This window comes from Flavobacterium nitrogenifigens (assembly GCF_003254565.1).
GTDB classification, from domain to species: Bacteria; Bacteroidota; Bacteroidia; order Flavobacteriales; family Flavobacteriaceae; genus Flavobacterium; species Flavobacterium nitrogenifigens.
Genome location: NZ_QJRI01000156.1, coordinates 1 through 22,682, shown reverse-complemented (window position 1 = coordinate 22,682; position 22,682 = coordinate 1). Strand labels below are relative to the sequence as shown.

Annotated in this window: 19 protein-coding genes and 1 pseudogene; 13 read left to right on the top strand and 7 right to left on the bottom strand. The window is 36.1% G+C overall.

Translation table 11 applies throughout. The annotated features are described in order from the left end of the window. Position 1: 1 nt before the first annotated feature. From DM397_RS02285 to DM397_RS02250, 8 genes are read left to right on the top strand one after another with little or no spacing between them, the layout of a single operon-like run. Positions 2 to 691 (top strand): urease accessory protein UreF, encoded by a 690-nt coding sequence (locus DM397_RS02285; RefSeq protein WP_111376030.1) that lies wholly within the window; start codon positions 2 to 4, stop codon positions 689 to 691. 45 nt (positions 692 to 736) lie between these two features. Then, positions 737 to 1,375 carry an urease accessory protein UreG gene (ureG, locus tag DM397_RS02280; protein ID WP_111376005.1) on the top strand — a complete coding sequence of 213 codons (639 nt, stop codon included), beginning with the start codon at positions 737 to 739 and terminating at the stop codon, positions 1,373 to 1,375. Positions 1,376 to 1,379: 4 nt separating this feature from the next. Next, on the top strand, positions 1,380 to 2,177 hold the full coding sequence (locus DM397_RS02275; protein WP_111376004.1) for an urease accessory protein UreD: 798 nt from the start codon (positions 1,380 to 1,382) through the stop codon (positions 2,175 to 2,177). A gap of 6 nt (positions 2,178 to 2,183) precedes the next feature. Continuing rightward, positions 2,184 to 2,882, top strand: a complete 699-nt coding sequence (locus DM397_RS02270) for a hypothetical protein (RefSeq protein ID WP_111376003.1) — start codon at positions 2,184 to 2,186, stop codon at positions 2,880 to 2,882. Positions 2,883 to 2,916: 34 nt separating this feature from the next. After that, positions 2,917 to 3,801, top strand: coding sequence for an urea transporter (locus tag DM397_RS02265; protein ID WP_111376002.1), 885 nt, complete (start codon positions 2,917 to 2,919; stop codon positions 3,799 to 3,801). Between the two features lie 5 nt (positions 3,802 to 3,806). Continuing rightward, a complete protein-coding gene (locus tag DM397_RS02260; RefSeq protein WP_111376001.1) occupies positions 3,807 to 5,864 on the top strand; it encodes a TonB-dependent receptor in 2,058 nt (685 codons plus the stop codon). 12 nt (positions 5,865 to 5,876) lie between these two features. Then, the gene (locus DM397_RS02255; protein WP_111376000.1) at positions 5,877 to 6,680 is read left to right on the top strand and encodes a DUF2490 domain-containing protein; all 804 of its coding nucleotides are present in this window, start codon (positions 5,877 to 5,879) and stop codon (positions 6,678 to 6,680) included. Positions 6,681 to 6,739: 59 nt separating this feature from the next. Continuing rightward, positions 6,740 to 7,966, top strand: a complete 1,227-nt coding sequence (locus DM397_RS02250) for a RidA family protein (protein WP_239457774.1) — start codon at positions 6,740 to 6,742, stop codon at positions 7,964 to 7,966. A 119-nt stretch (positions 7,967 to 8,085) separates the two neighbouring features. Here the strand turns inward: DM397_RS02250 and DM397_RS02245 are convergent, their stop codons facing one another. After that, positions 8,086 to 8,970, bottom strand: a complete 885-nt coding sequence (locus DM397_RS02245) for a helix-turn-helix domain-containing protein (protein WP_111375998.1) — start codon at positions 8,968 to 8,970, stop codon at positions 8,086 to 8,088. A 347-nt stretch (positions 8,971 to 9,317) separates the two neighbouring features. Between DM397_RS02245 and DM397_RS02240 the strand changes: the two genes are divergently transcribed. The 3 genes from DM397_RS02240 (at position 9,318) to DM397_RS02230 (ending at position 12,312) form a co-directional block, all read left to right on the top strand. After that, the gene (locus DM397_RS02240; RefSeq protein WP_111375997.1) at positions 9,318 to 10,178 is read left to right on the top strand and encodes an AraC family transcriptional regulator; all 861 of its coding nucleotides are present in this window, start codon (positions 9,318 to 9,320) and stop codon (positions 10,176 to 10,178) included. Positions 10,179 to 10,300: 122 nt separating this feature from the next. Beyond that, a complete protein-coding gene (locus DM397_RS02235; protein WP_111375996.1) occupies positions 10,301 to 11,632 on the top strand; it encodes an amidohydrolase in 1,332 nt (443 codons plus the stop codon). Positions 11,633 to 11,643: 11 nt separating this feature from the next. Then, positions 11,644 to 12,312: an ankyrin repeat domain-containing protein gene (locus DM397_RS02230; RefSeq protein WP_111375995.1), complete on the top strand. Its 669-nt coding sequence runs from the start codon at positions 11,644 to 11,646 to the stop codon at positions 12,310 to 12,312. A gap of 73 nt (positions 12,313 to 12,385) precedes the next feature. Here the strand turns inward: DM397_RS02230 and DM397_RS02225 are convergent, their stop codons facing one another. From DM397_RS02225 to DM397_RS02205, 5 genes are all read right to left on the bottom strand, one after another. Continuing rightward, positions 12,386 to 13,222 carry a sigma-70 family RNA polymerase sigma factor gene (locus tag DM397_RS02225; protein WP_111375994.1) on the bottom strand — a complete coding sequence of 279 codons (837 nt, stop codon included), beginning with the start codon at positions 13,220 to 13,222 and terminating at the stop codon, positions 12,386 to 12,388. A gap of 105 nt (positions 13,223 to 13,327) precedes the next feature. Continuing rightward, positions 13,328 to 13,636 (bottom strand): hypothetical protein, encoded by a 309-nt coding sequence (locus tag DM397_RS02220; protein WP_111375993.1) that lies wholly within the window; start codon positions 13,634 to 13,636, stop codon positions 13,328 to 13,330. Between the two features lie 238 nt (positions 13,637 to 13,874). After that, complete coding sequence (locus DM397_RS02215) at positions 13,875 to 15,305, bottom strand: hypothetical protein (protein WP_111375992.1); 1,431 nt, start codon at positions 15,303 to 15,305, stop codon at positions 13,875 to 13,877. Between the two features lie 23 nt (positions 15,306 to 15,328). Beyond that, positions 15,329 to 19,909 carry a molybdopterin cofactor-binding domain-containing protein gene (locus DM397_RS02210; protein WP_111376029.1) on the bottom strand — a complete coding sequence of 1,527 codons (4,581 nt, stop codon included), beginning with the start codon at positions 19,907 to 19,909 and terminating at the stop codon, positions 15,329 to 15,331. Between the two features lie 651 nt (positions 19,910 to 20,560). Then, positions 20,561 to 21,538, bottom strand: a complete 978-nt coding sequence (locus DM397_RS02205; RefSeq protein ID WP_111375991.1) for a GlxA family transcriptional regulator — start codon at positions 21,536 to 21,538, stop codon at positions 20,561 to 20,563. 140 nt (positions 21,539 to 21,678) lie between these two features. On the opposite strand from DM397_RS02205, the gene DM397_RS02200 reads away from it, so the two are divergent. Next, on the top strand, positions 21,679 to 21,990 hold the full coding sequence (locus DM397_RS02200; protein ID WP_111375990.1) for an EthD family reductase: 312 nt from the start codon (positions 21,679 to 21,681) through the stop codon (positions 21,988 to 21,990). A 232-nt stretch (positions 21,991 to 22,222) separates the two neighbouring features. Further along, on the top strand, positions 22,223 to 22,465 hold the full coding sequence (locus DM397_RS02195) for a hypothetical protein (RefSeq protein ID WP_111364648.1): 243 nt from the start codon (positions 22,223 to 22,225) through the stop codon (positions 22,463 to 22,465). A gap of 21 nt (positions 22,466 to 22,486) precedes the next feature. On the opposite strand, the pseudogene DM397_RS02190 reads toward DM397_RS02195, so the two are convergent. Beyond that, positions 22,487 to 22,682: pseudogene (locus tag DM397_RS02190) on the bottom strand (DNA-deoxyinosine glycosylase); the annotation flags it as partial.

The window sequence follows — 22,682 nt, the reverse complement described above, 5'->3', positions numbered from 1 at the left end:
TATAGAAAACACTTATTTAGGAAGTCTTCTTCATTTGGCAGATCCGACTTTACCAATTGGAGGATACACACACTCGAATGGATTGGAGACTTATGTGCAGGATGAAGCGGTAAATTCTGTGGCTTCGGCAAAAGAGTTTGTGTCAAATATGTTAATGTATAACATTAAGTATAATGACGCATCTTTCTTAAAATTAGCATATATAGCTGCATCAGAAAATGATTTAGAAACAATAATAAAACTAGATCAAGAATGTAGTGCCTTGAAGAGTCCGCGTGAAATACGAGAGGCAAGTCAGAAACTAGGAATTCGATTAATTAAGATTTTTAGAAGACAGAAAGCCTTTGATCTCATTAGCCATTATGAACGCGCAATTGCCAATAAAGAAGCAACGGCACATTATTGCATTGCTTTCGGATTGTATGCACAGTTATTAGAAATTCCGTTAGATGAAGCTTTGTTCGCATTCTATTACAATGCCGCTATCGGAATGATTACCAATTCGGTTAAGCTTGTACCGCTGGGACAATTAGAAGGACAAGATGTTTTATTCGAATTACAACCGCTGATTAAAAAATTAGCAAAAGAAACCTTAACAATAGACAGGGAACTTGTAGGTCTGTGCAGCATCGCTTTTGATATTCGATGTATGCAGCACGAGAGACTTTATTCAAGATTGTACATGTCGTAAAAAAGAGAAAAGACTAAAGAGAAAAGACTTAAAAAAATAAAGAAAATGGAAACTAGAAAATATGTTAAAGTAGGAGTTGCAGGGCCTGTAGGTTCAGGAAAAACTGCATTGTTAGAACGTTTGAGCCGAAAAATGCTGAACGATTATAATTTGGGTGTAATCACCAATGATATTTATACTAAAGAAGATGCTGAGTTTATGGTAAAGAACAGTCTTTTGCCAAAAGAGAAAATCATTGGAGTAGAAACTGGAGGTTGCCCTCACACTGCAATTCGTGAAGATGCGAGTATGAATTTGGAAGCGGTAGACGAATTGGTTTCGCGCTTTCCTGATATCGAATTGATTTTAATTGAAAGTGGTGGAGATAATCTTTCAGCAACCTTTTCGCCAGATTTGGCCGATGTAACGATTTTCGTAATTGATGTTGCCGAAGGAGAAAAAATCCCTCGTAAAGGTGGACCTGGTATTACAAGATCAGATTTGCTTTTGATCAATAAAATTGACTTAGCGCCTTATGTTGGGGCAAGTTTAGAAGTGATGGAAAATGATGCAAGAAGAATGAGAAAAGGGGCACCATTTGTATTCTCAAACCTTAGATCTACAGAAGGAATCGATGAGGTTATAGGTTGGATCAAAAAATACGCATTGTTGGAAGATATCGAAGAACCAAATTTAATTCGCTAATCGAATGGTAAGTACCCTAAAAATAGAAATAGAAGAAAGGGATGGGGAATCATTTTTAAGAGACGCTTACGTAACACAACCTTTCAGGATTATGCCTGTGGGACAATACAAATCTGATGGTGCTTCGTATTTGATGATCATGAGTTCATCACCTGGAATTTTAAGCGGTGACGTTTATGATATACAGGTGAATGTAAAAGAAAATGCTCGTTTGCAATTGCAGTCACAATCCTATCAGCGATTGTTTAATATGGAAGGCAGCGCTTCGCAAATCATGAATGTCAAAATGGAAAAAGGAAGTTCGTTCTCGTATGTGCCTCATCCTGTAGTACCTCATGAAGATTCTACTTTCAAAAGCCATAATAAGATCAATATCGAAGATGATTGTGATCTAACGATAAGCGAAATTATTACCTGTGGTCGTAAACATCATGGTGAAACTTTTAAATATGCTCATTTTCAAAATCTTCTTGAAGTGTATCACCATGACCGTCTTATTTTGAAAGACAATGTTCTGTTAAGACCAGATATTATGCCCTTAGCCGCTATGGGATTGTTGGAAGGCTTTACACATCAAGGGACTTTTGTGTATTTAAACACAAAGAATGAGGATGTGAAAGAACATATCGAATTCTTTTTTAAAGTATTGGAAGGATTGGAAAACGTAGCATTTGGAATCAGTGAATTAGAATCAAATGGCTTTGTCATTAGAATTCTTGGTCATGGAGGAGAGCAAATGTTTGATTTCTTTAGAAAAGTGCAGGATGTGCTTTGGGAAGAAAAAGTTGCAATACAAATTTAAATAGTTATGGATTCAAATTTAATAGCATTATCAATTACAGCTATCAGTATTAGCTTTTTTCATACCGCTTCAGGTCCAGATCATTATCTGCCATTTATTGTTTTATCGCGATCTCGAAAATGGAGTTTGTCTAAAACTATTATGCTCACAATAATCTGTGGTTTAGGACATATTCTGAGTTCGGTAGTTTTAGGGATTATTGGAGTTTTCTTAGGATGGCAAATCAATAAAATCACCTTTTTTCAAGATTTCAGAGGCAATATTGCAAGTTGGGCACTGCTGTTATTTGGTGCGATTTACCTTATTTACGGACTTTGGGCTGCTTACAAGAACAAAGCTCACAAACATTTTGATGTAATGGGAGAGGATGTGTTTGTGTATTCGCACAAGCACGGCGAAGTGGTTATGCCAACCAATCGAGTTAAAGTAACACCGCTGGTTTTGTTTGCCATTTTTGTGATGGGGCCAAGCGAGCCATTAATTCCGTTACTATTCTATTCAGGATTAAATCGTTCTGTTGCTGAAATTTCCACCATAATTGGTGTGTTTACATTAAGTACTGTTTTAACAATGCTTGCAATGGTGCTTTTGGGCGTTTACGGATATTCTTTTTTTAAAGCAGAAAAGTTTGAACGCTATACTCCTGCAATTAGCGGAGCAGTGGTTTTAGCTTGCGGTTTTGGAATGGTCTTTTTAGGCTGGTAATTCAAATAATTTTTCACTTCTAGAAGTATAATAAATGAAAAAAATAAAAACATTAGTAGAAACCGTGCTTAAAGGCATTGGTCAAATCATGCTTCAAGAAAGTGCTTGGACAGGTTTGTTATTTTTAATTGCGATATCTTATGATTCTATCCTTATGGGAGTTGCGGCTTTGCTGAGTTCGATAATTGGAACTGTAACGGCAAAAGTTTGCAATTTCAGTGATGAAAATATAAAAGCGGGTTTATACGGATTTAATGCAACATTAGTCGGAGTAGGATTAGTTTTCTTCTTTGAAACCAGTCTTTTAATATGGTTTTTACTTGTTTTAGGATCTGTACTAAGCACGTTGCTTATGGAATTTTCTATTCGCAAGAAAATACCCTTTTTCACCTTTCCTTTTATTGTCATTACTGTAGTTGCTGTTTTGAGCATTCAGCACTTTGGATTAGCAGTTGCAAGAATACCTGCAGCTAATGTAGAGATGCCGGAACTTGAAGATTTTGCAGTAGCGGCACATGCCTATAGTGAAGTGATTTTTCAAGGAACTATTGCCGCAGGCTTGCTATTTTTTATAGGGGTTTTTCTAAACAATCCCACAGCGGCATTGTACGGATTTGTAGCGGCAGTAATTGCAGCGGCAATTGCACATTTTGATCAAGACTCTGTAAAATTAATTGAGGACGGAATGTTCAGTTTCAACGCTGTTTTATGCGGAATTGCATGTAGCGGAACAAAACCGAGAGATGGACTGTATGTTTTGCTGTCAGTGGTTATAGCAACATACTTTGATATTTTTATGATGCATAACGGATGGATTACACTTACGTTTCCATTTGTTTTATCAATGTGGGTAATTGTTTCCTTAAAAAAAATAATAAGTCGTTTTGAAAGTAAAATGGCAATTGTAAAAGAAAATTAATAATAATGAAAAACAAACTTTTTACAGCAATTGTAATAGTATTGTTAGCAGTGCAGAATGGATTTGCCCAAAAGGCAAATAAGCCAGAAGCAAACAAATTAGAAGTAAAAAAATCAGAAGCAGATACAATGCATCTGAGCAAAATAGTTATAAACAACGTCGATTTCAGAAAAAAGATAATGAAAGTCGATTTAAAAATGTCTCCAGTTAATTCTGCACAGGATTTATTGAGAAAAGTTCCCGGACTCTTTATTGCTCAACATGCTGGCGGAGGCAAGGCTGAACAAATATTTTTGCGCGGATTTGATAATGATCATGGAACCGATATCAGCGTGATGGCAGATGGAATGCCTGTTAATATAGTCTCACATGCGCATGGACAAGGATATGCCGATCTGCATTTTCTGATTCCAGAAACGGTCAAAGATATTGATTTTGGAAAGGGAGCTTATTATGCTGATAAAGGAGATTTTAATACTTCGGGTTATGTCAATTTCAGCACTTTTGACAAGTTAGAGAATAATCTTTTCAAAATTGAAGGAGGTTCTTTTAATACCATGCGAGCGGTGACAATGCTCAATCTTTTAAATAAAAACAACCAAGATAAGAATTTCTATGTTGCGGGAGAGTTCAATTATACCGATGGGCCATTTGATGTTAAGCAGGATTTTACGCGAATTAATTTTTTGGCGAAGTACAGCCAGTGGATTGATGAAAAACAATACATCTCTATTTTAGGGTCTACTTTTTCTTCAAGCTGGAATGCTTCGGGACAGATTCCAGAAAGAGCTGTAGAAGAAGGAATTATAAGCAGATGGGGATCTATAGATCCAACAGAGGGTGGAAGGACTTCGAGAACAAATCTGGCAGTAAATTATAGATATTTAGCCAATGAAAATGAAGAATTTTCTAGCAATTTATTCTATTCAAAATACAACTTTAATCTGTTTTCGAATTTTACCTTTTATTTGAATGATCCAGTTTATGGTGATGAGATTCAGCAGACCGATAATCGCTCTATTTATGGCTTGGAAAATAAATATATTCGAAGATTTGCATTTGAAAATAGCAATTTGACATGGACGTCAGGAGCGGGATTCCGTTTTGATGATATTAAGGATTTGCAATTAAATCATGTTTATCAGCGTGACTTATTGTTAGATAGATTATCTGATGGATCTGCTACAGAAGTAAATGTTCATGGCTATACCTCAATTGATTATAGAGTAGGGAAATGGCTCATCAATCCATCAGCGAGGTTAGACTATTTTACTTTTAGTCTTCACGATCGACTTGCTAGTTTGCCTGCAGCGAAAGAGGCTTCGGCGGCTAGAATAAGTCCAAAATTGAATATTTCGTATACACAAAACCAAAATGTGCAATGGTATATTAAATCAGGTTTTGGTTTTCACTCCAATGACGTAAGAGTTGTTGTAGCACAGGATGGAAAAGACATTCTGCCTTATTCTTTCGGAAGTGATTTAGGTGTAATTCTTCGTCCAACAGCCAATATGATCATTCAGCCGGCGATCTGGCATATGTATTTACAGCAAGAATTTGTGTATGTTGGCGACGAAGCCGTGGTAGAGCCATCAGGAAAAACGCGCCGTCTAGGTTTTGACCTAAGTTTGCGATATCAGCCTATTTCATGGCTTTATCTAGACGGAGATCTAAATTATGCTCACGCGCGTTATATTGATGAACCAAAAGGAGAAGATTATATTCCGTTAGTACCAACTCTTACCAGTACTGGAGGAGTAGCGGTAAAACTTCCTTCTGGTTTCTCTGCAAACCTAAGATATCGCTATATGGACTCAAGACCTGCTATTGAAGATAATTCGGTAAGAACACGTGGCTATTTCGTTAATGATCTTGTGTTGGCTTATGGAAAAAAAAGCTGGGAAGTAAATATGCAGTTTCAAAACATCTTTAATACCAAATGGAATGAAGCGCAATTTGAAACAGAAACAAGACTTAGAGACGAAGCTAGTTCAGTATCAGAATTATGTTTTACTCCCGGAACTCCTTTCGCTGTAAAAGCTGGAATAAGCTATAAATTTTAAACTTTAGAAAATATGAAAAACGTGTCTGCAAAAAGCAAATTGCTATTGGCAGTGGTCATTTTTGTGGTCACATTTAGTAAATCATTCGCACAGTTAAGTCCACCAGGTTTGGGAGAAGGTAAAAATGCTTCTTGGTTTGCCTTTGGCGTAAGGCAATCTTTAGATTCGCTTAAACATAAAGAATCGACAACTTATGTAGGTGTTGGTTTAAAGAGTAGTCCTGATGAGAATAATCCATTTTCTAAAATGGCAATTCTGGTAATCAATGAGGAAATTTCCAATAGATACAGCAAGAACTGGGAATACTCCTATGCGCTTAGTTACAGAAGATCTAATAATTATGACTCTGAAGCGCCTTATGAGGAATTGAATCCTGCAATTGAACAGGAATTTAGATTGTACGGACGCTATTCTTATATCACGGAAGGCAACGGGCTGAAATGGAAAAATACGGTAAGGCAAGAATTTAGAAAATTCTTTAATCCTGATTCTAGTAATGCCGAAGAGAATTTTCAGTTGCGTACACGTTTCAAAACACAGCTAAGCCTAGATTTAGGAAGCACTAAAACACATCATATCATAGGTGGTGCCGAAGTTCTTTTTGCAATCAGCAAAGAGAATGAACCCGAGAAAGAATGGTCAAAATTTGATTACAAAGAAAGCAGGTTTACGCTTTACTACTCACTTACTCCACATAAAACGCCATTCATTTTCGATGTGGGCTATATGTATAACCTGATTGGTAAAGGATCTGATATTTCAGACGTGAATTATTTGGCCTTAGATATAATTTGGAAAGATCCTTTTGGAGCATGATAAGCTAATAGAAAGAAGCGCATTAAAAAATAATTATAAAAACAGAAATCAAACAAATTATGAGCGAAATTAAAAAGAATTCGAGAAATACAGAAAAAGCGCCAAAAAGCCCATTTTCAACGCAAACTGTTGCATTTTCTCATTACAACAATTTTTCGGCGCAATTGCCTATTGATCCTAAAACGGGAGAAATTGTTAGTAGCGATATAAAAGAGCAGGCAAAACAATGTTTGACAAATATTCAAGCCATTGTAGAAAGCATTGGCCATGTTATGGATGACGCTGTAAAACTAACTGTTTTCTTAAAGAATATTTCTGATATAGAAGCAGTAGACGAAGTGTACAAAACATTCTTCAAAAGCAATTTGCCAACTCGTACAACTGTAGCTGTAGAAGCTCTACCATTAGATGGTGCTTTAATTCAGATAGATATTCTTATCTCAAACGGCGAAGGAACAACTCCGCAAAAAGCTTTGGACCTTGTTAAAGTGACTAGAAATACAGAAAACGCACCAAAGAGTATACACGCACATAATGTTGCATTTTCTCATTATAGCAATATTTCAGCTCAATTACCTATTGATCAAAAGTCTGGTAAAATTGTTGCAGGTGGTGTAAAAGAACAAGCAGAGCAATGTTTAGAAAATATTAAAGCTATTTTAGAAAGCATCGGACATGTTATGAATGATGTGGTTAAAACTACTGTTTTTCTTAAGGATATTTCAGATGTTGAGGTTGTGAATGGAGTTTTAGCAAAATTCTTCCCAGACTATGTTCCGGCTAGAACCATTGTTAGTGCTTGTGCTTTGCCATTAGGTGCTTTAGTACAGATTGATACTGCAGTTTCACATGGTGACGGAACACCGCCACAACTTCCTGAAGATGCACGTTTTCTAGTTATTGAAGCAAACAATACAGAAAATGCTCCAAAAGTGGCCTATTCACATACAGTTGCGTATTCTCATTACAATCACATCTCAGGCCAATTGCCTTTGGTTCCAGAAAACAATCAAATAGTTGGCAGTGGTATTAAAGAGCAAGCAGTACAATGTTTAAATAATATCAAAGCAATTGTAGAAAGTATCGACCATAAAATGGATGATATTGTTAAAGTGAACATTCAGTTAAAAAATGTGGCTGATATTGCGGTGGTAAACGAAATTTACACTTCATTTTTCAGTGGAGACTTGCCTGCAAGAACAGTAATTGGCGTTTCGGAAATTCCTTTGAATGCCTTAATTCAAGTTGACGCTGTTGTTTCTAACAGCGAGGGTACACCAGCTTAATTTACCAAGTAAAATCTATATTTTTAAGTAGAGTCTTTTTTAGACAAAAACGCTTATAACAGGATTCTTAAAATCCTGTTTAAGCGTTTTCTTTTTTTTATATGAATGAATTTTAAATTTTAATGTTTCAAAAATCGTGTTCTATAATCAGAAGGAGACTCTCCTGTCACTTTTTTAAACATACGCGAAAAATAGGAAGGAGATTGAAAATGCAGTTCAAATGCTATTTCTGCAATTTCTTTCGAATTATCCTGTAAAAGAATTTGGCTGTGTTGGATGGTAATTTCGTTTATCCATTGTTTTGGAGCCTTTCCAGTGGTTTCTTTAACGCATTTGTTCAAATAATTATCTGATATTTTTAAAATATTGGAGTAATAATCTATGTTTTTATGTTGAATATGGTTTTTCTGAACTAACTCCCTAAACTGAAAAGAGATAAAACTTGCGCGACTGAGCGATTTGTTATCGGTATTTTCTGTTCGTATAATTTTTAGCAATGCAGATTGAAGAAGTGCAGTGCTAATTGCATTAATATGTTCAGTCTGGTTTAATTCTTCTTCCAGCAATTCAAACAAACGGATAAGCCAATTGATTTGATCATGATCTAATATCGAGAAGGGTGAAGTGTAAAAAAATCTTAAGTCGCTTGTGGTCAGGGCAATTTCGGTGATAACCTCATTTTCATAGATAACAAAAAAGCCTTCGACATCATCTGATAGTTCTAACGTTGCTGTAAAATTTCCTTGTTTAATACTAAGCGCTTGATTAGCATTGATCTCAAATACAGATGTTTCCAGTTGCTGTTTTACATATCCTTGTGTGACAAAAATCAGAAAGTTAAAAGTGGTTTGATAGGGATTAACAGGGATTACAATTTTTTTTAAATAATTTTCAATTCGGTACAGCTGTATGTTGGAATTGTTAAAAAGATTGTGAGTGGTTATATCTGGAAGAAAGAATTTCTTGTACTCATAATTGCTAATTAATTTAGGGCTATTTTTCATTGAAACCTGATTTTGTATTTTAGCTGTAGTTTAAAAATGTAAAGGCTTTATAAGGGATTGAAAAATTAATATTTAAACCTCATATACCGCTAAAAATGAAACACTAATTTAAGCTTTTTTTATTGGCTTTTCTTATAAATCGAAGAGAAATTTATATTTTTACTGATGTTTATCGGAGCCAATGGAGAGAAGAAAACGGTTTATGGTTTAAAAGGAATCTATATAATTTTAAAGCCCTCAGAGTATAATAGTTAAACGGCATATTCGTTTGATATTTTTTATAAATTTCATTTATGACTTAGTTTCTTTAGAGAGAGTGGTTACGAAAAAAAAACAGCGTCTTCATTATGCATAAACCTGAAAGGAATCATTCTGTATCAGTGATCAGTATACAGGAATTTAGAGATGACCAGTTCGCAGGCAGTGAGGAGATTTTGTTTAATGAACTCCATGGAGAGAGAATTATAGAAAAACCCCATTCGCATGATTTCTTTACCATCAGTTTATTTGAAAAAGCAAAAGGCATTCATTCAATTGATTCTATAGATTACCCTATTAGCGATTATCAGGTTCATGTATTGTTTCCTGGACAAATGCACAAATGGGATATCAAGGCGGGAACAGTTGGTTATCAGCTCATGATTGAACGAACCTTCTTTGAAAGATTTGCTCCATATTTTAGATTTTCTTTTACCAATTACCAGAATCATCCTGTTATACAATTATCTCAAACGGCTTTTGAACTACTTCATTATGAATTTGATGCAATCAAAAATGAACTGAAACGGGCAGATTTCCTGACCTATCTGATTAATGCTCGTGCAGCAGTTATAGCATCCATTATTAGTAGAGAAGCAGAATATACTTTCACTGAATTTAAAGTGTATCAGTCTAATTCGCGGTTAGCTTCTTTTAATATGCTGATAGATGAATTCTTCAAGCAGGAGAAATCTGTGGCATTTTATGCGGTCAAACTAAATGTTTCTGCCAATTACCTTAATGTTCTGTGCAGAAAGCATCTTAAAATTTCTGCTACACAGCTTATACAGCAACGTGTGCTTACAGAAGCTAAAAGACTGCTCGAAAGTGCCGATTTATCCATAAAGGAAATTGCCTTTGAATTGGGTTTTGTAGACCATGCGTATTTTTCTAATTTTTTTAAAAGCCAGATTGGTATCTCGCCAACTGAATTTCGGAAAAAGAGATAAATTCTTCAAGCTGCCGTAGAAATCATGCAAGTTTTCTGGTTTGCAAATCTGTACATTTGAAACCGCTCTCTTATTTTTTGTTTAAATAAGGAAAGCCCTTCATTAATTAAATAAACATAAATATGGACAAGCGAGGTATTTCACGTAAAGATTTTCTAAAGAATTCCGGATTAGGTTTAGCGACTATTGCATTTATGCCGTCAGTGTTGCAAGGAAAAAATAAACCTTTGCATGAAGATAAAACAACAGCATTAGGCAAGACTTATGCTTTGAAAAATGTACGTTTGGAAACTGGTTTTGAATTTGAAGGAGACGAAGTCGTAGCAACTAAAACTGGGCTTTTTTCTGTAGAAATTGAGAATGGCAAAATAAAGAAAATTAGTCCTAATGGGACTGGTAAAGAAGAAATAGATGCTAAAGGAATGCTAATGTTGCCGTCTTTCAGAGACATGCACATTCATTTGGACAAGACTCTATATGCCGAAAAGTGGCGTGCAGTACGCCGTTCGGGAGGAATAAAAGGAATGATTGCACTAGAGCAGAAAACAATGCCCGATATGCTAAAAAATTCTACGTATAAGGCTGAAAAACTTATCGAATTGTTACAGTCACAGGGAACAGGATTTGCTCGTAGCCACGTCAATATTGAACCTACATCTAAACTGGATTCTCTTAAAAATCTTCAAATTGCACTGGCCAATAAAAAGAATAGTTTTGGAGCAGAGCTAGTAGTTTTTCCACAACACGGTTTGTATTATACAGATTCACTTCCTTATATGAAGGAAGCTGCAAAAATGGATATTGATTTTATTGGAGGTTTAGATCCTACAAATGTAGACGGTTCAATTCAGAGAACGATGGACACTACCATTCAGCTCGCTTTAGATAATAATAAAGGAATTGACATCCACTTGCATGAATCGGGAAAATCTGGTCTTGATACTATCGAGTACTTAATTGATAAAGTGAATGAAAATCCAGCTCTAAAAGGAAAAACCTTTGTTAGCCATGCCTTTGCTCTTGCTGCTTTAGATAAAGTAAAACAGGAAACAATAGCCGAACAGTTGGCAGCTGCACAAGTTGGGATTATTTCTACAATACCTTTTGGCGGGATGATTATGCCGATTCCGACATTGTTAAAACACGGAGTAAATGTTATGACGGGAAATGATAGTATTGTAGATTATTGGAGCACTATGGGAACAGGAAGCGTACTGCAGAAAGCCAATCTTGCTGCTCAACTATACGGACAGGTTTCAGAATTCGGATTATCTAGAATGCTAAGGTTGGCAACAGCAGGACCTATTCCGTTAGATGAAAAAGGTGTGCAACAATGGCCAAAAGCAGGCGACGATGCCGATCTGGTACTTGTAGATGCCAGTTGTTCTGCAGAAGCAGTTTCTCGTATATCGCCAATAAAATCTCTTATTTATAAAGGCAATATTGTTTTCTAATTTATCTGTTTATGAAAAATATACTACTTCTTTTAGTAACGATAATAATGTCTGCCCATTCTTGCCAGTCAGTTTGGGCTTCTAAAAAAAATGAAATGATGCAAAAAGATATTGTACAGTTAGTTCATCAGAATGATATTTCTGGAGTTGTGAAAGCTTTAGAAAATGGAGCAAACGTAAATACTATTGACAATGCTAAACGTTCTCTATTGCTGATTGCTACAATGGGCAAACAAATAGAAATGGCAAAAGTCTTAATAAAGTATAAAGCAGATGTGAATCAGCAGGCAGAGAACAAAGACAGTGCTTTTCTGTATGCCGGTGCAAGCGGTCAGACAGAACTTGTACAGCTATTTTTAAACAATGGTGCACGCTTCGATATTTTTAATCGCTACAACGGATCGGCGCTTATACCTGCATGCGAACGTGGCCATGTAGAAACGGTAAGATTGCTTGCCAACACTAAAAATTTTCCGATCGATTATGTTAATCGTTTAGGCTGGACCGCTTTAATGGAAGCTATTGTGTTGGGAGATGGAAGCATAAAATATCAGCAGATTGTCCAGATTCTAAAAGAGGCAGGATCAAGAATGGATATACCTGACCATGATGGGATAACTCCGCTGCAGCATGCTCAAGCAAAAGGATTTAAAGAAATCGTGGCTATTATAAAATCATAAAAAGACCAATTGGATTAAGGAAATGTATAATGCAGTGGTGAGCTTGATGTTAATGAATTGCTTAAGGCGTGTTCTAAATATGAGTGAGTTTGTCTGGGTCAACTACAGAAAAAATATTCACGATTTCACCATTTTCATTAAATTCAAAAATCTGACAGTTTATCAATGTTGTATTTTGGTAAAATAGCAGTGCTGGCTGGTGATTGATTTCTTCTATTTTTATTTGAAATTCTTTCTGATAATGTTCAAAAAGATAAGTGACTAGCTTGATGGTGTCCTCAATACCGGAGGTAAGCTCAGCAACCACAGTCATTTTGCTTCCGCCGTCGGCCATAACCTGAACTTCTTGAGACAGCATTTTCTCAAGTGCTGGTATGTCGCGTAAACGGATGGCTTGGATGTACTGTTCTAAATGTTTTATATCCTTTGCTTGAGGAGCGGCAACAACTGGTTTTCTTAGTTTTAGTTTCTTTTTGGCTCTAGTGAGCAGTTGCCTTGAATTTTCAGTAGAAACCGATAGTAGAGATGCCACCTCTTCATGTTCATAATCAAAAATTTCTTTCAGTAGAAAAACAGCACGCTCTTTCGTATTGAGAGTATCAAGAAGTACCAGCATAGAATAATTTAGAATTTCTTCCATTTCAATTCTGGTTTCAGCATAATTGGTGACAATTGGTTCGGGCAAAGTAACTTTCTTTCGCTGTTCTCTGTCGTTTTTCTTTTTCAAATTGATAGAGCGGTTAATGACTGCCTTAATCAGATAAGCGTCTTGATAAACAATTGAGCCTGTATCTTTTTCTGCAAAATTCATTATCACCTCCTGTATAACATCTTCACAATCGGTTCGATTTCCAAGAATATTGTATGCGTAGGGATATAATTTTTTGGCAGCCGTTTTAAATTTTATCATTTTTAGGTTAATTTTAAATGGGACAGTTCAGCAGAGCAAAATAGAATCTGCTGAACTGTCTCCAAATTTAATTGATTTTGAGGGAATCATTTCATTTTATAAATCTTAAAAAATATTTTGTGCAGCAGCTACGAGATGCATTACCTCTATTTGTGGAGCATTTTCTAAACCGCTTTCATCTCGTTGTTTCTGGAAGGATAGGAAAGAAGGTACCTGAAGCAATTGTTTTTGTATTTTTTCATTTTGATAGTGAGAAATATGGACAAAGGTTTTGCCATCGGAACACAGATAAGCATTATATTGAAACTCTTCAGGGTTCATTTTTTTAAAATCAAGCATAAATAGATTTATATTTTCTTGATTTTTTTTACTGAAATCAGCTTGTACAGTATAAGTAACTTTTACGATAATCATAATTTTATTTTTTTACTAGTTAATAATACTCATAAGACAAAGTGTAGTATTAAAACGTGACAAAAAATATAATTATTATAGATGAAAACTTTAAGTGGTGGTTTGTTGTGATAATTATGCATTGATTTTTCTGTAATTGAAAAATCTATTTTTTTAAAGATTTGTGAGGTATTTGTGCTAAAATATAATCTTACCTGCCTTAATAAGGCAGGTAAGATTTTTTATTTTAAGTATGAAATTATTTGTTCGGAGCAATATCTCCTCGACGAATTGGTACATGAACAGCTTTATACTGTGAAGCAAATTTTCCGTTTTCAGAAGCAGCTTTAGCGGTAAAGAAATTTTCTAGGGCAATAGCTACTTGGAAAGAGAAATCGGTTGAATATACATTCGGATCCATTGAGGTTCCGCATTCTATGTTCTGAAACCATTCCATCCATTTTTTGCCTCCTCCTCCAGCAGGTGGGTTTACGCCTCCGTCTGGAGCTGCGTTAGGCGGAACAAGAGATGTCACCGCTGGATATTGTGCCGCGTTATGGCATGACATGCAGGAAACTGTATTAAGATCGGCAGGACCATCTAATCTACCATTCCATCCAAGATGCTGAGGAGGCAGGTTCGGACTTTCGAAAATTACTGTTTCTTTAAGGTCTTTGTTTACCTCAGTTTTTATTGGTGGATAAGGCGATGTTTTGTTGATCTTGTTTTCAGGATCGTTCCCCCATGTAAGTCCAACAGGTACAAGATTCATCAACTTATTTTTCTTGTTCAGCTTACCGTTGTAACAGAAAGTTCCAAATACCCATCCAGTTCCCTGGGGATTGCTAGGACTTCTATCTGCTCTAGGATCGCGGACAGAAATATCCATTTGCAGAAGATGCACATCAGAAACTACTCTTTTGTCAGATTTCCAAAAATTTTCTGTTATATAAGCTTTCCAAGTTAACGGATTTACAAGGTAATCTACGAAATCTGTACCTTTAGGAGCATCAGTAAAAAGCAGTTTGATAAATACAGTACCTGTTGGGAATCCTCCATTATCATAACGTTTGTCCAATACTTTTATATTAGGACTTTGCGGAGATTTCCACATTTTGCCCATAGCATAACCTGCTTTATCATTGATGAGGGTAATGGCATAAACAGAATAATCTCCCTCAATACCTTTGAGTCCTGGCCCTAATTGCAAAGGACCAAGAGGAGCCTCTTTAATTAAGCCATGAAAGCCTTCTGTTCCTCCGTTTGGCGGATAAGCATTAGGACCTTCAACACTTGGATGCAACCATGGAATGTGGTACCAATTACGAACTTTGTTTTTGTATGGATTCCATTCTTCAGTATTTCCCTCAAAGCCATAATCGCGTACAGCTTCTATATACTTTAAAGGTTCTTTCTTGAAATCGATATCAAGAAATTTAGGCATTTCCTCTGGCAATTCAGTTGGGAAATCTGTTTTTAGACGAAAGATAGGCTGGTCAGCGTATTTATCTCTGTATTCCTGAGGACTTACCATATAACCGAAGTCGGGAAATCCGTCTTCTTCATAATTTTTCTGTTCTAGTGCAGCTAATGCATGGTTCTTTTTTTCTGCAACAGGTTCTTCGCGTTTCTTGTCGCAGGAAGCAAACAAAATCGAAGTTGCTATAATAAGCGGTTTTAAATGTTTCATAAATTGAGGATTGGGTTAATGGTTTATTTAGTAGCTAAATTGTTTTCAGTAATCTCGCAAGCTCTTCGCACTTCTTGTACAGTAGCAGGAGCATCTAATCGAAATAGAGGAGAGAGTCCGCGCTCTACTCTTGAGGCTCTTATAGCATCTTTTATAGCAAAGAAGACACTGTTGGCTAATACCAAAGGAGGTTCTCCCACTTCTTTGGCAGAAAATATCTGGTTAGGATCTTCAGGTATGCTTAGAACAGACTTTTCATCTCTCGGAAAAAGATAGGTGTTCATTTCTAGCGGAATTGTGGTTATTGCAGGAATTTTGTAGCGCCAAGTGTTAGTTGAATTTAATCTTCCTTTATCCGGACCCTCTATCTCTGATACTAATTTCTCAGTTAACAGATATCCAATTCCTTGAACAAAAGCACCTTCAATTTGTCCTATATCAATCGCAGGATTCATACTCCATCCCATATCATAAATGATATCAGAACTGATAATTTTCACTTCTCCAGTAAGAATGTCTACTTCAGTAACCGAACACGCGACAGAATAGGTGAAACCCACAAAAGAATCAACACCGCCTCCTAGCGAAGCATCTTTTATGCGTTCTATACCTGGAATATTTGGCTGATCTTTTTCGGTTTTAAATGTCATGGCAGGAATCTGTATTTCACCGCCTTTTATTTTTGCATTAAAAGTGGCAATAAGATTTACCCTCTGAGAAGCGGCTAAACTGATTAGGTTTTGCCATATCATGGATTTGTTCCCTGGGTTTGGTTTAATCTTTTTTGCCCAACCTTTATTTTCACCAGCACCGTAGTTCCAAAAATCTATATTTTTGTTTGTACACCATTCTTCACCATTTTCATTCAGCATCTGATAGCCAAATTCCATAAGTCTTGATCGCATTTCTTCGCAGGTTTGCTTTACAGCTTCGCACGAATAGGGAGTTCCTGTAGAACCTCCTGTACTTGTTGGATTAGGCGTAATGCTTGTATTTACATTATCAATAAATATCATTTCCATCGGAATTCCTAAGACATACGAAGCGACCTGCTGCGCTTGAGTAACCAGACCTTGTCCAATTTCAACACCGCCCTGATGAATTACAACGGTCCCGTCAGCTGGATTAATTGCTACAACAGCAGCTGATTGTTCCAGCATAAGCAGGTTATATCCTGATCCATATTTTACCGGAATCATAGAAATACCTCTTTTAAACCATTTGTTTTCTTTGTTGAATTTTTGAACTTCTGCATATTTAGCTTCAAATTTTGAAACTTCTTTAGCGTAAGCCCATACCTGTTTCATATAGCAGTAAGTAAGCGCTTGACCAAAAGGAGTTACATCGCCACGGTCGTAAAGGTTTTTTTCACGCAGATCTTCTGGCCTCATGCCAATAGAAACGGCTGCATCATCAATGGCATTCTCTACAATATTTTTTCCTTGTACATCGCCAAAGGCGCGCATTGCTGTGCTCGGTGCGGTATTGGTTCTACACACATCAATTTGGCTTTCAAAATTTTTAATTTTATAGGCATTGTCTGTACGTAGCTGGATGCAATTGGAAACAATAAATGAACAGTCATAAAAAGCACCGCCATCTCCCCACATTTTAAGTTGAAAACCATGAAGGATTCCTTTATTTTCAGGTTTATACTGTCCTGTGTCAACTGCAATTTCGTATTCACCATAATAAGCATGGCGTTTTCCGATCATAGCAGTATCTTCGTCACGTGGCATGGCTATTCTAACAGGCTTTTTAACAGCTTTAGCAGCAACTGCGGCAGGTCCAGCTACAAAACGCGTCTGTTCTGTTTTTCCTCCAAATCCTCCTCCAACAGGCGGAACATTTACTTCTACTTGATGATGATACACTGCTAATGCAGAAGCAACGGTATCGTGCATTCCACCAGGACTTTGAACAGATGGTTGCACCTTAATTCGTCCTTCATCTATAGGAGTTGCAATACATGCTTGCGGTTCCATATAAAAATGAGCTTGTCCGCCACAAAGTTGTGATGAAGTAACCACCGTGCAAGGAATATTGTCTACGTTCTCTTTTCTTTCGGTTATAGATTGTTCACGTACTAGAGTCTTAAGTTTAGTTGGCAGTTCTTTCACCCAATCAAACTGGCTTCCTGGACGTGTTATTTTCCAGATATGGGATATAAATGGCGTTGTAATTGGTGCATCAGGAAAAATACTTTCTTTTTTGATTGCATCAAGAAAATCGAAGATGGGTTCGCTCCATTTCCCCGTCCAAGGAGTTCCGGGTTTTTCATACTGAACGTATTTTTCTGAAACTTCCGCAGCAATTCTGATTGCCTCCTGTTCGTTTGAGGCAAGTACCATAGCAATAGTTTGCCCAACATAACTCACTAATTCTTCAGCAAAAAGCGGCTGGTCATTTCCCATTCCCTGATAATTACGACCTCCGTTTTTAACATTCTCATGAGTAATGATGTCGCTAAAAGAAGGATATTCTTTTTTTAGGTGAATTCGCAATTCTTCAGTCTCAACTTTTTTATTATTTACTGCGAAAGAATAATTCATCAGCGCTTTTCGGCTTTGTACAAATGCGCCGTTTAAAGTTTGAGGAGGAACTGGAAGTTCATGTGTATAATGAATCTGTCCAGAGGTTTGGTACATTGCCGTTACCTTGATATAAGGTTGTGCAACTGGCGCTTTGTAATCTTGTGTTTTGTAATGTTGAACCCCATCACTTGCAGGCCAATGGCTCCATTTATTTTCTGCTGCAGAAATCAAATTTTCTGGAATTTGCGTTCCTTTAGCAACTAAAGCGTTTATAATTGATTTGTAAAAAAAGGATACGGCTAGTTGTGTTCGGTATTCTTTGGTGAAATCCTCATTAGGAACTTCTCTCATGCGTGCTTCTTGATGATCAAGTTCTTTTCGCACTTCTTTTGCCAAAATTTCAGATAATGTAGCAACATCTTTCAGCTCCAACTTTTTATTTATCATCGCTTGTTCGGTTTCTGTTGCTCTCCATGGATATGGTGCAATACCGCCCAGCGCAATTATGGCAGACTCAATAATCTTTTGATCATTAATTTTGAAATTGGTGGTAGCATTTACAATACTGTGAGCGTTTACTTCACGAAGTGCCACTTTTTGAGCAAATACAATAGAATTGGAGTCTTTTAATGGAATTTCGTAAGAGCTAAGAACAATATTATCAGCAAGTTTTGAGTCTTTTTTTATTGCTTCTAGAAGTTCTTCGGCTGTTTTTGTATAAGCTGTAAATTGATTATTTTTCTCTAATTGGAAATAGCTGATTTTTACATTTAAAGCAAACAAGACCGTAAAAAGATCTGATGGAAACGGTTCACCCGTTCCTTTTGGAATATGTTTTAGAACCAGCATTGTGTTTCCGCCAATTGAAGCAGCATTACGCACAATTCGCCCAGCAGTTCTGCGTGCCATATAATCTAGTGCTTCAAGTGATGTAACATCCGATTTGGATTTCTTTTTAGCGTTTTCTCCTTCTATGTATTTCGAAAGTATTTCAATAAAGTTGCTGTAGGTAGTACTGGCAGATATCAGAATATAATCTTCTGTTATTTTAGTATTCTCGTTTAATTCTGGAATAAAGCGAATGTCAGCGTAAAAAGTGCTTGGCAAATACTCATTTTTATAAATGCCGTAAGAGGTGTTTGCGTGGACTAGTCTAACGTCGCGGTTCTCCTTTAAAATTTCTGCAAGTTCTTGCAGTGTAGTAGGAGCAGCCCATCGACTGGTTGAAACGCCTATAGCTGGATGCTGGGCTTCCTTTGGGAAAGGAATTTCTAGTTTGCCAGGTAGTTGGGCTTTACCCACAGGATCTAACGCGCAAGGCATTCTTTTTTTCTCATCATCATCATTCCAGTCAGAAGCAAAAGTTTTCATTCCAGTAAGAATTGATCGATATCCTGTGCAACGGCATAAATTACCGTCAAAGGCTTGTTCGATTTCCTTTTTGGTTGCGTTTTTGTTATTGATTATGAACTCTGACATATTCATTACAAATCCTACACTGCAGTAGCCGCATTGGCTTCCGTTGTTAAGTGCCAATTGATAGGCGACTGGGTTTATCCCTGTATGCGTCTCTTCAGATGGAAAATCGGAAATATTTTTTATAAGTTTTATATCAGCTGTACTGGTTCTGTCTTGAGTGGCACGGGCAACCTGTTTCTGAACAGCAAGATGTTTTATTCCAGCTTGTTTTTCAGCATCTTCCAATACAGGAGAATAGTCTTCACCTGGAAGAGCGGGCATGCGAGTTGAACTGGTTTTTTGTACAAAATGTTCTGGGTCAGGTTTACGTGCGGCGCCAGTTCCTTCGATAGTGGTAATAGAAAGCCCTCCTATAGAACATACCGGTCTGAGGCAGGAGTTTATTGCCAAGTGACTAGGTTTCTTTTCCTGATTATTCCATTCAGATAGAATGACTGTGCATCCGCCACAGCCTCCTTGTCCGCATGGTTTCTTTGGCCCGCAGAGGCCTACTTCGGGAGATCTTAAATAATCAATTAAAAGTAAATCGGGAGAGGGATTCTCAATAACTGTAGGTTTCCCATTTAAAAAGAAATTTACCGTGTTTTTCATAATATCAGAAGAATTGATTTGGTTTTTTGTTTTTCTAACTTTAAAAAAAATGGAATAAATCAATATGAAATTCAGCAGGAACCAGACTGGAAATCTTGCTGTATTGCATACAGATGGTTTTTGGCGCAGAGTTTTGGTGCTATTGAAGTCTTTCTATGACGTATTTTATAACAGAATCTCAATAGAATAGGAGTATAAAAATGGGGATTTTAATAATGTTTTATCTTAGAACAATATAATGTCGAACTTGTCTAGAAGCATTTTAGACAGGACGATATATTAATCTGTAAATATTCGATTATTAAATCATAACAAATGTAAGATGCCGTTTCAAATTGGCATCAGGTAGTAATACGTGTTTTTTTTTAAGATTAAACCTATAAATAATTTAAAGGGTATAAATAACTTTATTCAAACCCTTTAACGCACATTATTTAAGATTTGCCATTTGAAGATTCGGTATTGTAGAAATAGAGATTTTGTACTATTTCTAATCATGATTTTCAGTGATCAGATTAGTTGCCAGTATTTGTGTGGGCAGTTTTTTTTATAATTGCAAAGTTGCAGACTGCATTAAAAAATACTTGAATTTTAAAGTTCTAATAGCCTTCAGTAGATATATAATTATAAGGTAGAATTTTGCGCTAAGTCTTAAGCAGCATCTTTATGATATTTCTTTTTGTATTCTATTGGTGGAATGCCAGTAATTTTTTTAAAAGCGTCTCTAAAGGCTTTTATATCAGAATAGCCTACTTCGTACATTACTTCATTTACTGTTTTCCTGTTTGTCTCAAAAGCTTTTTTGGCAGCTTCGATTTTTACTCTTTGAAGGTATTCGCTTGGCGTATTTCCAGTAGCTTTTATAAATCTTCGGTCAAAATTTCTTCTACTGACATTAAATCTACTAGAAAGATCGTTCATGGATAATTTTTCTCCCAAATTTTGCTCTAAATAAGACTGCGCATGAAGCACCATTTCATCTTCATGTTTCTTCTGTCCCGAGAAAATAATAAACTGCGATTGCGTACTTCTGTTCATTTCAATCTGAAACACCTTTGCACAATAAACCGCTGTAGCTCTGCCGTAATATTTTTCAATTAAGTAAATCATTAGATTTAGAAAAGAATAAGCTCCGCCATTGGTATAAATTCCGTTTTCATCTGTAATCAGTTCATCAATTCGAAGGTTTATTTTTGGAAACATTTTGCTAAAATTTTCTTTGACAGACCAATGTGTAGAACAGCTTTTTCCGTCTAGAAGCCCCGATGCTGCAAGCATAAACGCACCCGTGCAAATAGTGGCAATTTCGGCTCCTTTTTTATGTTGTCTTTGCAGCCATTGCACCAATTCGGCATTATGCTCAAGAGCAAGGTTATAGTTATGGTTCAATGACGGAATGATAATCAGATCGGTTTTGTTAACCTGAGAAATATGAAGATGAGGTTTTACAGTAAAGATTCCTTGGTTGAAGTCTACTTTTTCAGAAATTCCTGCAAGTTGGATATGAAACAATTCCTTTTTGCCATTTGCTTTATTAAAAGCATTTGCTTTTGTGAAGATTTCGTACGCGCCAGAAATACTCGAAAGATTATTATCTCCTTCAGGAACTATGATGGTAAGCTGTTTCATTTTCTTTTTTTATATAAAGGTAATAAAAGTAACTGTCCAAATATACCATTAAGAATGTCTAGTTTTCATATTATACAGTTTTGGATTTGCATTTAAATTTACTCTAAACAATTGTTTAACAATATAAACCAATCAAGATCATGGCAAAAATGACAGTAATCTACAAAACGCCAAAAGACATCAGTTCTTTCGAGAAACATTATTATGGCGTACATATTCCATTAGCAAAAAAGCTTCCAGGATTAATCAAATATGAAGTAAGCAATGGAGCAGTTCGATCAACGACAGGACATTCCGATGTATATCTTGTGGCCAATTTATATTTCGATTCTTTAGAAGCGATGATGGAATCTTTTAAGTCAGATATCGGACAGCAATGCGCCGCTGACCGTAGAATTCTAGCCAATGATGATGAGGTGCAGATTTACGTGTATGATGTGAAAAACGTCTGATTTTACATTGTTTCATTTTAACGGTTCAAGGTTCATTTTATTATTTCTGGTTTCAGATTATAATCTGAAACCATTTCCAGAGGCTCAGAAAGAAAGATTAAAGTTTTTCATTTTAATTTTAAATATTATTTCAATGCCGTTTTTCTAACGCAAAAGAAGAGCTGTTGGCAATTGAGTATGTAATGAACTTATAAAGGTAAAATAAAGTATTAATTTAAATACAACCAGACCTATGGCCGCTATTCCTGACGAATTGTACAATGTTAAATTTGCAGCATACTTCGATTCAATGAAAGAATTATATATACTAGATCAAAAGTTTAAAGTAATGTGCGATGCTTACTGCGCAAGTACGGCTAAAACGGAGCTTTATAAGGATAGAAGCGAAAAAAATTTCCGACGCAGAATGAAATTCGAAAATCTGTCAAGAGAATTAGAAGAAGAAATTCTGTTCTATATCATGCGAAATAGGTAATTCTTCAATATTGCCTGAAAATTAATCTTCATATTTTGAAAGCCCAATTTGCGATACAGCTTTCCATTGTTCTATTTTTTCAGCTTTACTTAAACCAGCATTTAGTCCGCTTGTGGAAGGCAAAATTGTATAAGTTATTCCTTCTTGCGGTACAGTATGTTTGTAAAAGTATTTTGCTGCGGCCTTGCTTTCAAAAAAAACATACTTAATATTCGGA